The sequence below is a fragment of the Cellulophaga sp. BC115SP genome (assembly GCF_009905545.1).
In the GTDB taxonomy this organism is placed as follows: Bacteria; Bacteroidota; Bacteroidia; order Cytophagales; family Spirosomataceae; genus Flectobacillus; species Flectobacillus rivi.
On the sequence record NZ_JAAALB010000008.1, the window covers coordinates 46632 to 58535 of the forward strand.

Below are 11904 nucleotides of genomic sequence, written 5' to 3' on the forward strand. Positions count from 1 at the left end.
AATTAATAACTTTTTTACTTATAATATGCCTCAAACCTCTACCGTAACTGCATACCGTTTTCTATATTTAATCACCCTAGTAGGCTTAGGCTTACTAGGGCTTTATGCTTGTGGAAGTGCATCAAAAGATGGGCTTTTTAAGAAAATTGACCCCAAAGACTCTGGTATTCATTTTTCGAATCGTATCTCTGAAAATGATACTATGAACATTCTGACTTTCGAATATATCAATAATGGGGGAGGAGTGGCTATGGCCGATTTTAATAATGATAGTTTGGTGGACGTGTATTTCACAGGCAACCACGTTTCTAACCAGCTATACCTCAACGACTCCAAAACGAATCAACTACATTTTAAAGATATTACCAAAGAAGCAAAGGTGACAGGCGAAGGTCGCTGGTGTTCTGGTGTGGCGGTTGTAGACATCAATCAAGATAATTTGATGGATATTTATGTTTGTACAACTGCTCGAAAAACCGCTGGTCAGCGAGCTAATTTGCTGTATGTCAATCAGGGAGTAGATAGGGCAGGAATTCCGCATTTTAAGGAAATGGCGCAAGAGTATGGTCTTGCCGATACAACACATTCTACCCAAGCCGCTTTTTTTGATTATGACAATGATGGCGATTTGGACGTGTATATCGCTGTAAATGAGATGGCGGATGTTCGTTTTCCTAATATGTATCACCCTCGTGTTTCAGATGGAAGTTCGCCATTGACAGATAAGTTATATCGCAATGACTGGAATCCAACGCTGAAGCATGCCGTTTTTACAGATGTTTCACACAAAGAAGGAATTCTGTTTGAAGGTTTTGGTTTAGGGATCAATATTACTGATATCAACCAAGATGGCTGGAAAGATGTCTACATCACCAACGACTACCTGACCAATGACCTGCTGTATATCAACCAGCATGAAAATGGTAAACACATTGGTTTTAAAGATGAGGCCGCTTTGTATTTTAAGCATACCTCACACTCTGCGATGGGGAATGATGTGACAGATATTAACAACGACGGTTTGGTTGATATTTTGGCTTTGGATATGATGCCTGAGGATAATTATCGTAAAAAGATGATGACACTAGGTAACAATTACCAAGCCTATCAAAACAACGAAAAGTTTGGATATGTATTCCAATATCCTCGAAATACCCTTCAGCTCAACCGTGGGATAAACCCCTATACCCACCGACCAGTATTTAGCGAAGTAGGCTTGCTGACTGGTTTGGCAGAATCTGATTGGAGTTGGACGCCACTGGTGACCGATTTTGATAATGATGGTTTACGAGATGTAATTATTACCAACGGTTTCCCGCAAGATATTACTGATCAAGATTTTATGGTCTATCGTGCTGAAGTGGGTGCTTATGTCGCTCCTGTGCAGTTGTTGGATTTAATTCCTTCGGTAAAAGTTAAGAATAAAGCTTATCGTAACAAAGGTAATTTACAGTTTGAAGAAGTGACAGAATCTTGGGGAATCACCGAACCAAGTTTTTCAAATGGCGCCGCCTATGCGGATTTGGATAACGATGGCGATTTGGATTATATCATTAATAATATCAATGATTCGGCTTCGGTTTTTTGTAATAATGTACGCCAACAATTACCAGAAAAAAGTAACTACCTGCGTCTCAAATTTGTAGGCAATGCTTCCAATAAAAATGGACTAGGTGCGACAGTGAAGGCTATTTATGGTAAAGGAGAACAACAATTCTATGAAAATACACCTTACCGAGGTTATTTATCCTCAGTAGAAACTGGTGCGCATTTTGGACTAGGTTCTTATAAAAAAATAGATCAATTAATAGTGACTTGGTCAAGTGGATTAGTGCAAACGATAACGAATGTGCCAGCCAATCAACAACTTGTGGTGTATGAGTCTCAAGCCAAGCCAGCTACAAAATCGGAACCGAATACTGACTTTCTTTTTACGAAAAACCAAGAAAAAATCGGCAAAGACTTTGTGCATGAAGAGGAGGATTTTATAGACTTTAATGTTCAAAAACTCATTCCACATAAATTGTCTCAATTGGGACCATGCATAGCCGTTGGCGATGTCAACCAAGATGGTTTGGAGGATTTTTATATGGGAGGATCGCTTCGTCGTAAAGGTGTGTTTGGGTTACAAAGACCAGACGGAAGTTTCGAGAAAAAAGACTTACTACCCGAAAAAGCGATTGATAAGAATTGGGAAGAAATGGGAGCCTTATTGTTCGATTTGGAAAATGATGGCGATTTAGATTTATATGTTGTAAGTGGAAGTAATGAATTGCCTGTGGGTGATAATGGCTATCAAGACCATATCTATATTAATCAAGGTAAAGGAAAGTTTGTACTAGGAAATGGTATTTTACCAAGTTTCTTGAAAAGTGGCTCTTGTGTTAAAGCTTGTGATTTTGACCACGATGGCGACCTCGACCTCTTTATTGGTGGACGTGTCGAACCCAATAAATATCCTAAAGCTACCAATAGCTACATCCTTCGTAACGAAGCCCCATTATTGAAATTTTCTGACGTGACAGCGACCATGGCGCCTGCTTTGAAAGATATAGGATTGGTATGTGACGCCTTGTGGACCGACTATGATAATGATGGTTGGGAAGATTTGCTACTAGCAGGAGAATGGATGTCGCCAACCTTTTTGAAAAATAATAAAGGACGTCTTCAGAATATCTCAAATAAGGAGTTGACAAGCTATAAAGGCTTTTGGAATAGCATTGTTTCAGGCGACTTTGACAATGATGGTGATATGGACTATGTATTAGGGAATCAAGGTGAAAATACCCTCTATCGCGCTAGCGACGATATGCCTGTAAGGCTATATCATGGCGATTTTAATACCGATGGAAGTTATGATGCCATCCCGACGGTATATCTTAAAGACACCTTGGGTAAGCGTCAAGAGTTTCCGTTTAATACACGTGATGATATGGTGAAACAGATGATTCAGACTCGAAAACGCTTTGATAAGTATCATAAATACGCCAAAGCTACTATCCATGAAGTACTTACCCCGAGCGAATTGAGTACCGCTACGATATTGACTGCTAATTGGACAAAAACAAGTTACATTGAAAACTTGGGTAATGGATCCTTCAAGTTGAAAGCTTTACCAAATGTAGCGCAATTTTCGAGTGTTAATGCCATGTTAGTATCCGACTGGAATGCCGATGGTAATTTGGACTTATTACTCAGTGGCAATGATTATGGCAATGAAATCAGTATTGGTAGATTAGATGCAGGGATGGGAGAAATATTACTAGGAGATGGGGAGGGCAACTTCAGTACTTTACCATTAGTCAAAACAGGCTTATGTCTCGATGGAGATACCAAAGCTTTGGTAATGATTCCGACAGCGAAGGCGCAAATAGGATTATTGAGTTCGCAAAATAGAGGAGCTTTAAGGGAAGTGCTTCTATCACAAAAACCAACGAAAATCATTCCTTTACAAGCCAAAGACCAATCGGCTATTGTTTGGTTGAAAAATGGTAAAAAACGAAAAGAAGAGTTTTATTATGGCAATACTTATTTGTCTCAATCGGCTCGTAATCTGTATCTTAACTCAAGCGTAAAACAAATTGAGATTACCAACTACCATCATCAAAAGAGAGTTTACTAAAAAGAAAAGTTTATAAATTTTAAAGAGCACCTAGTCCAAGTTTTAGACTTGAGCTAGGTGATATAAATTAAAAGAGGTTATTCGAGAATAGTACATTAGTTAATGGAATATGTTCATCATTAGAAGGATATTGTTAAATTGTATCACAGATATATTGTTAGTTTAATATTACCTATTACTTAGCAAAAATAATATATGTATAAGAATAGTTTAAATACTCCTAAAATCACACGAAAAACCTACTCAGAAAACATCAGTTGGATTGTACTAATGCTGTGTATGATAGCACTTACACTATTCTCATGCCAAGAAAAAAAAGACGTTAAGGTTAAATATGTAGTCATAAATAAAAAAATTGTACTACCCCAAGGAGTAGAAATTAATGGACTAAAACAAGGCTTGTGGATAGAGTATAATGATGTTGGATTTATTAACAATATTGTTACCTATGTAAATGGAATTGAAAATGGTGAGGGTCTTTTTTATAATGACTTTGGAAGGATCATTAAAAAAATTCACTGTAAGAATGGAAAGTTAAATGGATTATTTGAATGTTTTAATGATAATGGTCTACTTACAGTAAAGGGTGTATATGACGATAATAAAATGAAAGGAGAATGGTTTTACTACAGTGATAATGGTAAGTTGATGACTTATGAGTTATGGGAGAATGGTAAGATTATTAAGAAAAAAGACTATTAATAGAGAATAGATTAATGCTGTTTATTAAGTGTTAGCTCACTCTTTCTAAAGTTTACAAACTTTAGAAAGAGTGAGTCCAAGTCATAGACTTGAACTAGGTGCTAATACAATTTCACAGGTTTAAGTTTTTGACTTGAGCTAGCTGATTTTGGCGTTTAAGGTTATAGATTATTCCCCTTGTGTCAAATACGTTTGGTCAACGATATTTTTAATAATGGTGTCTAGTTCTACAGTCGCTTCTTTTAAGTACTCCAAATACATATCCATGCTAGCAGAAGAACCCGATTCGAGTAGTAAATTGGTAATTCCCATGATATTAGCCAGTGGTTTTCGTACTTCGTGAGATTGTTGCCAAGCGATTTTTCTGAATAGCTCCGAATGTAATTGTAGCTTTTCTTCTTGTTTGAGCAAAACACGAACGTCTCTTGCTGCTAGTACAATAGTTTTATTGGTGTTAAACCTATAGGCATTGATGGTTACGTCAACGGTAACAAGTTCGCCTGCTTTATTAATTGTAGAGATAAATCTTTCTGAGGTAAGATTTGTAAAGAAAGCATCAGAATTTTCGAAAAATGGACTACTTTCTCTGTCATCAAAGTAGGAGCAATAAATGATACTTCTGAGGTCTGTTCCTATTAATTCTTGAGAGGTATAGCCTAGCAGCTCCTCTGCTACAGAATTGAGTTGAATCACTTTGAAGTTTTTATCGAGCACTGCCAGTGCGATAGGCGTATTTTCGATGATATTTTTAAACCTGATTTCACTTTCTTGAAAAGAAAGCTCAAATTTCCTTTTTTCTGATACATCAAGCGATAAAATGGTAACCCCTATGATTTGGTTTGTTGGATTCTTGATGGGAAATACTTTAATCCTAAACCAATAAGTCTGTCCATTAGAAGCATTAATAGGTACTTCTCTATCAATTATTTCACCACGTAAAGCTAATTTGAGTAGAAACTCAGTTTGTGATTTATCGGCATCGTTGACAATATCTAAAATTTTCACCCCTTGTTGGAGTAGGTGATTATTTTCATATACGTATTGTTTGGTGAGGGCTTCGTTGTAATACAAAATCCTGAGATTCTCGTCGAGTAATAAGACACCTTCATGAGCTTCTGAAAGGATAGATTCAAAACAATGCTTAAGCGTACCGATTTCTTTATGGATAAAAGCGTTGTGAGTGAAGTTTTTGAAGGATAAAAGTACACCTTGAATCGTACCTTGGCTGCCATAAATGGGTTCGCCTTTGATACGGGAATGAATAGCATTCGATTCGTTTGGGTGGGCTAAATTGGTGTCTACTTTTTTACCAGAAATTATTTCTTCAAAGAGTTGATAGTAATTGTCTTGGGTAATAGGAAGCTGATATTCGGTGATGAGTTTTGTTTGTTTAACTGGCAGTGAGTTATACCATTGTAACATTGTTTCGAAATGAGCATTGTATGAAATAATCTCATGATTGGGGGAAACAAATAGGGATGGTTCTTCGCTAAAATTGAGCATAGTCTGGACTACGTCGACTAGATGAGAGTTAAGCATAGTAAGGGATATAAAATGATAGGTTCAATAATGATGTGTTATAGGTAATTAAATTACTATTGCAAAATTATTATAGATACCCAAATTTCCGAATGCTACTATACTTTTAAAACCACTACCGAGGTTCTAGTCCAATACTTGAACCTATTTTTAATAGTTTTCAAACTATTTGCCTCCCAGATCAGTACTTTTCTCCTGATGTTCAAAAGCCCAAGTCGCCATGGCGTGTATGACAGGAAGAAGTTTTTTCCCAGATTCACTCAACTGGTAAGTCACAAAAGGAGGCACTACGGGTTTTGCTTCTCTGATTAACAATCCATCTGCTTCTAACTGCTTCAAATGCTGAATTAATACTTTCTCAGTAATAGCAGGAATCGCCTTCTTGAGTTCACTGTATCGTTTACTTTCAGTAGATAAATGATAAATAATGATCGGCTTCCAGTATCCTCCAATCTTTTCCATCGTAAAAGTTACAGGACACAGCTCCAAGGCTGTTTTCTTATTTTGTTGTATTGTCGATGATTCTTTGATGGCTGTCATGGATACATACTTTAGAGTAAGTACTTGTAAAAAAGTAAGTACAAAAATACCTTTGTATCAACAAAAAACAAAATATAAGATCATGAAAATTACAGTCACAGGTTCATTAGGAAACATAGGAAAACATTTGGTGAAAATATTGGTAGCAAATACTAACGAAGTAACCGTGATCAGTAGCAACGAAGATAGAAAGTCTGCCATCGAAGCACTTGGTGCTCAAGCTGCTATTGGCTCGATTACGGATACTGATTTTTTAGTAAAAACTTTTATAGGTTCTGATGCAGTATTTGTGATGACTCCTCCAAACATGGGTGGTCAAAACATCATCGAAAATACTGTTAATGCAGGTAAATCGTATGCTGAAGCTATTGCCAAATCAGGAGTTCAAAAAGTAGTAATGCTCAGTAGTATTGGGGCGGAATACGAGAATGGAACAGGACCAATCGCAGGACTTTATCATATCGAAAATTTGTATCGCTCTTTACTCCAAAATGTGAATGTGAGCTTTATGCGTGCGGGGTATTTTTACACAAATTTCTATAACGATGTTCCATTAATCAAAGGAATGGGAATCATTGGTTCAAACTATCCAGCTGATACCAAAATTCCACTGGTGCATCCACAAAATATCGCCGAAGCAGTAGCGGAGGAATTACAAAAAAGTACTACAGGGCATCAGGTTCGCTATGTGGTAAGTGACTATGTAAGTTTAGCGGAGGTAGCAAAGGCATTTGGTGATGTTTTGGGTAAACAACTTCCTTGGGTAGAGTTTACCGACGAACAATCATTACAAGGAATGCAACAAGCAGGTCTACCAGCCGAAATGGCAAATTTGTATACCGAAATGGGCACGGCAATTCGTGAAGGAAAATTACAAAAGGATTTTGAGGCAAATGGTGCAGCACAAATTGGTTCTATCAAAATTCAGGCGTTTGCCAAAGAATTTGCAGGCGCATTTTAAGGTTAAAAAGCCCTAATTATGATTTCATCCACAGTCTAAACAACTTCTTGTTTGGGCTGTGGATTTTTATTTTATCTTCATGATAAAATAGACCTCAAATATGCCATAACTGTCTAATAGTTTAGGCATTTGGTCGATTGAGAGTCGTAATTTTTTGGCTAAAAAATACAGATTGCGTAACATTACATCAGATGTACAGAGTTGATTGAATATTTGATTTTCGCCACGCTGTACCTATTCCCTTCAATTTTTACATAAACCAATTTAACTATTTGAAAATGAACGATTACAATTCTTCTCGCCGTCAGTTTTTAGGTGCTGGCGCTGCCTTGCTTACAGGTACACTCATGGCCAATGGAAAACTCTGGGGGATGCCTGCCATTATCGACAATTTCGGAAAATCTGGCTCTTTGATTAAAGGCGTACAAATCGGTGTAATTACCTATTCGTTTCGTGAAATGCCTGATCAAAGTGCGGAGGCAACCTTACAATATGTCCGTGATTGCGGTATTAGTGCGATTGAATTGATGGGCGGTCCAGCAGAAAGCTTTGCTGGCGCACCTAAAAATCCTGTAGATTTCCGTACTGTATTTCCCTTGATGCGTAAACGCAACGAAAAGCAGACCTTGACTCCTGAGGAGCAGCAACAACTAGACGAAGCTGAAACTAAAATGAAAGCTTATCGTGCAGAAATGGCACAATGGCGTGCTACAGCTCCTATTAGTAAGTTTGAAGAATTAGGCAAAACCTATAAGAAAGCAGGCGTTTCTATTTATGCTTTCAAACCTGATGCCTTTGGTATGCAAAATACCGATACTGAAATTGAATATGGTATGCGTGCTGCAAAGGCTTTGGGTGCTACTCAGGTTACTTTGGAGCATCCAAGTAATGATGCTCATACCTTGAAATTGGGTAAAATGGCTGAAAAAGTTGGTATCAAAGTAGGTTACCATGGTCACGAGCAACAAACTTATACTTTCTGGGATACAGCTTTGGCGCAGTCACCTGCCAATGCTTTAAATTTTGATTTTGGACACTTTGTGGCAGCAGGAAACCCAACGCCTTTGGAGATGGTCAAAAAATATCATGAAAGAATTGTTAGTATGCACATCAAGGATCGCCAGACAAAAGCCAATGGTCGTGGCAATTTGCCATGGGGACAAGGCGATACGCCTATCGCTGATGCGCTCAAATTGATACGTGATAATAAGTACAATTTCCCTGCAACTATCGAATTAGAATATCAAATCCCGAAAGGCTCAAATTCGGTAGAAGAAGTAAAAAAATGTTTAGAGTTTTGTAAACAAGCGTTGGCATAATAGGGGAGAGGGGTTAGGCAAGGAGGCATTAGTATTTACTTTTGCCTCTTTGCCTGATGCCTATACCCTAATTTTGTGCCTGTTCACTTAATAACATGAACCTACAACACCTTTTCTCAGAATTACTTCAAGGGTATACTCGCGATAATTCGAAGATGATAACATATTGGACAGAGCTACGCGATGCCTATTCGCAGCCTAGACGACACTATCATAATTTGACTCACTTAGAAAATTTATATCATGAATTAGTATCGATAAAGACTCAAATTCAAGATTGGGAGGTTCTCTTGTGGGCATTATTCTATCATGATGCAGTGTATGACACGTTAAAATCTAATAATGAAGAAAAAAGTGCAGCTTTGGCTGAAAAAAGAATGAAAAGCTTAGGGGTTTCGGAAGAAATCGTAGCCAGAGTTATTGAGATGATTTTGGCAACAAAAACGCACGTGGTCTCTGAAAATCAAGATGTTAATTATTTTACAGACGCCGACTTATCTATTTTAGGAAAAGACTGGGAGGTTTATAAACAATATGCGAAGCAGGTGAGAAATGAATATGCAATTTATCCAGATTTATTATACAATCCTGGGAGAAAGAAGGTCTTAAAACACTTTCTCGAAATGAACCAGATTTTCAAAACAGATTACTTTACTCAAAAATATGAGGAACAAGCGAGATTAAATATAAGTAGAGAATTAGAAGGGGACAGGGGTTAGGCAAAAAGGCAAAAGTAAAGTTTAATTACTAATGCCTCCTTGCCTAACCCCTATCCCCTCAAAAAAACTACTCCACTACAACCTCATCCACAAAAAGCCATGCTTTATCTCCAGCACCAGTCATATTGGCAGGAATGGTTCCGTAGGCTTGAGCTTTGATCTTGAGAAACTTATATTGTTGATTTCCCAACGACATTGGTATCGTCAATACGCCCTCTTGTGCAGGTACGCTTGGATTGACCGTCGATAAAGTAGTATAGTTTATCCCGTCATTTGATGCTAAAATACTCACCGATTTAGGCATCCAAACCCAGCTTGAAGGTTTATGGAAAAAGCGAAGCGTGATTTTTGAAAAGTCTGTTGCCTGATTCCATTTAATCACACCTTCAAAATCTTGGTCATTCCAGCCAAGCCATTCTTCGTCATTGAAGCGACCATTACCGCCAAAAGTACCGTTGGTTATGGCACCAATTCCCCCTCTAAAGTATCGTTTGCTAGGAAGTGTTGTCAATTCCATTTGTACTCCCGTAGCCTTGTTGATGCTGATGGTACGAGTGATTTCGTCTACCATTCTACCTTTCATTACGGTGGCAGCTTTGATATTGGTAGTTTGCGAAATCAAAATAGGACCAGTGTACAAATTTGACTGCTGTGTCGGCGTGCTACCATCGGTTGTGTAATAGATAGGCGCTCCATTATTATCACATAGCAACGACAAATTAATACGTTGATTGGCATCTCTTGAAGTTTGTGTTTTGATTTCAAAAAAGTGTTTGGCATAGTTAACTGAACGATAATCCATGCGAGTCAAATAGCTCGATAATCTATCTAGAAAGTTAGCATAATTTCGATCTTCCTTTTTCGACCAACCTACTTCCGCCAATGCTACTCCTCTTGGGAAAGTCATATATTCGGCATGACTACCAACAGGTACTTGCTCTGTCCAAAGGTTTGCTTGTGGCCCTAACACATACTTCGCTTCTTCTGCCGTTAAGTTTTCTGGAATAGGTTCAAAGCTATAAATTTTTGGAAGGTTAATAAATCCTGCAAATGCCAAAGGTTCGTTTGGATCTTCTGATTGATAATAATCCAAATAGCAGTGCGAGGTTGGCGACATAATGGCATTATGCTTCATTTTGGCAGCTTCACCACCACTTTCTAGGCTTCTCCATGCCATAACTGTTGCATTTGGTGCCAATCCTCCTTCTAGAATTTCGTCCCAACCAATCATCTTACGACCACGACTATTGAGGTGTTTTTCAAGCGTTTTGATAAAATTACTCTGTAATTCATCTACATTCTTTAAACCTAAATCTTGGGTAGTTTTACGACAAACTGGACATTTATGCCAAGCTACTTTGCTAGCTTCGTCACCACCAATATGAATGTATTCACTTGGGAAAATACTAATTACCTCATCTAAAATGTCAGCAATAAATTGTGCTGATTCGGGTTTTGGACAAAACTCTCCTTGAAACAATAACTGCTTGCCTGTACTATCTTGACAAGCATACTGTGGATAAGCAACCAAGGCTGCTTGCGAGTGTCCTGGCACATCCACTTCAGGAATAATTGTAATAAAACGGTCTTGAGCATATTTGACCAATTCGCGCATTTGTTCCTGTGTATAAAAACCTTCATTGGTTGGCCATTGTGGAGACTTGGCGGTGTGTAAAAGAGGATATTTCTTGCTTTCAAATCTAAAAGCTTGCCCGTCGGTCAAGTGCCAATGAAAACGGTTGATTTTGAGTGCTGCTAATTCATCAATATACTTTTTCAAGAAATCAACAGGCATAAAATGACGAGACACATCAAGCATAATCCCGCGATAACCAAAACGTGGTTCATCTTCAATCGTTCCGCAAGGAATCGTCCATTGTGTATCATTCGCACGGATTTTTTGTTCTATATCCGTTGGCAGGAGTTGTAATAAACTTTGTACCCCATAAAAAATCCCTGCGGGTGTTTTTGCCTTAAGTTGGATTTGCTGAGGTGTGATGCTCAGTTTATATCCTTCAGCCTGAGTCATTTTAGCATCCAAAATTACCTCAATAGGCTTTTTGCCCTTCGCTTTACTCACGACAGGCAATGCCAAACCCGCTGCCAAGCGACATTTATCTTTCAGTGGTTGAAGCGCCACCAACGTTTGTGGGTTGTGGGTTTTGTCTACAATAACTACCTGCTTGTTTAGCTCGAAACTCCCATTTTGAGGAATAATCTTTTGGGGTTGAGGAATAATTGGATAACGATTTTGCGCTAGTATTGTACCCGAACAAAGCAGACACCATAAAAGCAAAAGTTGTTTTTTCATATTGATTTTAATTGAAATTGGGTGGGTGATTATGACCTGACAGTATGCTTGAAAGTTTTATTCGGCATTTTGAGAAGAAACAAAATTCCCATTTGCCACACCTTACTTTTCTTGTCTTAACACAAGAAAAGTAACCGCAGCGGCGGCCGCAAAAGAAAGTCAAGAAATCCTAAACTCGCCTTCGGCTCAAA

General features: G+C 38.1%; 8 protein-coding genes. 5 read left to right on the top strand and 3 right to left on the bottom strand.

Going from position 1 to position 11904, the window contains the following annotated elements; genetic code table 11:
• The first annotated feature begins 25 nt into the window (after positions 1–25).
• Positions 26–3622 (top strand): VCBS repeat-containing protein, encoded by a 3597-nt coding sequence (locus tag GVN22_RS08465; RefSeq protein ID WP_166550599.1) that lies wholly within the window; start codon positions 26–28, stop codon positions 3620–3622.
• 279 nt (positions 3623–3901) lie between these two features.
• Positions 3902–4324: a toxin-antitoxin system YwqK family antitoxin gene (locus tag GVN22_RS08470; RefSeq protein WP_166550600.1), complete on the top strand. Its 423-nt coding sequence runs from the start codon at positions 3902–3904 to the stop codon at positions 4322–4324.
• 168 nt (positions 4325–4492) lie between these two features.
• On the opposite strand, the gene GVN22_RS08475 is transcribed toward GVN22_RS08470, so the two are convergent.
• Positions 4493–5827 (bottom strand): PAS domain S-box protein, encoded by a 1335-nt coding sequence (locus tag GVN22_RS08475; RefSeq protein ID WP_166550601.1) that lies wholly within the window; start codon positions 5825–5827, stop codon positions 4493–4495.
• A gap of 201 nt (positions 5828–6028) precedes the next feature.
• A complete protein-coding gene (locus tag GVN22_RS08480; protein ID WP_166550602.1) occupies positions 6029–6403 on the bottom strand; it encodes a helix-turn-helix domain-containing protein in 375 nt (124 codons plus the stop codon).
• An 82-nt stretch (positions 6404–6485) separates the two neighbouring features.
• Here GVN22_RS08480 and GVN22_RS08485 point away from each other — a divergent pair, with 82 nt between their 5' ends.
• From GVN22_RS08485 to GVN22_RS08495, 3 genes are all read left to right on the top strand, one after another.
• The gene (locus tag GVN22_RS08485) at positions 6486–7364 is read left to right on the top strand and encodes an NmrA family NAD(P)-binding protein (RefSeq protein ID WP_166550603.1); all 879 of its coding nucleotides are present in this window, start codon (positions 6486–6488) and stop codon (positions 7362–7364) included.
• Positions 7365–7642: 278 nt separating this feature from the next.
• Positions 7643–8683 carry a sugar phosphate isomerase/epimerase gene (locus tag GVN22_RS08490; RefSeq protein ID WP_166550604.1) on the top strand — a complete coding sequence of 347 codons (1041 nt, stop codon included), beginning with the start codon at positions 7643–7645 and terminating at the stop codon, positions 8681–8683.
• A gap of 95 nt (positions 8684–8778) precedes the next feature.
• On the top strand, positions 8779–9402 hold the full coding sequence (locus GVN22_RS08495) for a hypothetical protein (protein WP_166550605.1): 624 nt from the start codon (positions 8779–8781) through the stop codon (positions 9400–9402).
• 67 nt (positions 9403–9469) lie between these two features.
• Here GVN22_RS08495 and GVN22_RS08500 read toward each other — a convergent pair whose 3' ends face one another.
• Positions 9470–11713, bottom strand: a complete 2244-nt coding sequence (locus GVN22_RS08500; RefSeq protein WP_166550606.1) for a beta-N-acetylhexosaminidase — start codon at positions 11711–11713, stop codon at positions 9470–9472.
• Between the last annotated feature and the right edge of the window lie 191 nt (positions 11714–11904).

Coding starts and splice junctions, on each gene's coding strand:
- GVN22_RS08500 (WP_166550606.1), bottom strand. CDS start 11,713: ATGAAAAAACAACTTTTGCTTTTATGGTGTCTGCTTTGTTCGGGTACA.
- GVN22_RS08475 (WP_166550601.1), bottom strand. CDS start 5,827: ATGCTCAATTTTAGCGAAGAACCATCCCTATTTGTTTCCCCCAATCAT.
- GVN22_RS08495 (WP_166550605.1), top strand. CDS start 8,779: ATGAACCTACAACACCTTTTCTCAGAATTACTTCAAGGGTATACTCGC.
- GVN22_RS08470 (WP_166550600.1), top strand. CDS start 3,902: ATGATAGCACTTACACTATTCTCATGCCAAGAAAAAAAAGACGTTAAG.
- GVN22_RS08465 (WP_166550599.1), top strand. CDS start 26: ATGCCTCAAACCTCTACCGTAACTGCATACCGTTTTCTATATTTAATC.
- GVN22_RS08485 (WP_166550603.1), top strand. CDS start 6,486: ATGAAAATTACAGTCACAGGTTCATTAGGAAACATAGGAAAACATTTG.
- GVN22_RS08480 (WP_166550602.1), bottom strand. CDS start 6,403: ATGACAGCCATCAAAGAATCATCGACAATACAACAAAATAAGAAAACA.
- GVN22_RS08490 (WP_166550604.1), top strand. CDS start 7,643: ATGAACGATTACAATTCTTCTCGCCGTCAGTTTTTAGGTGCTGGCGCT.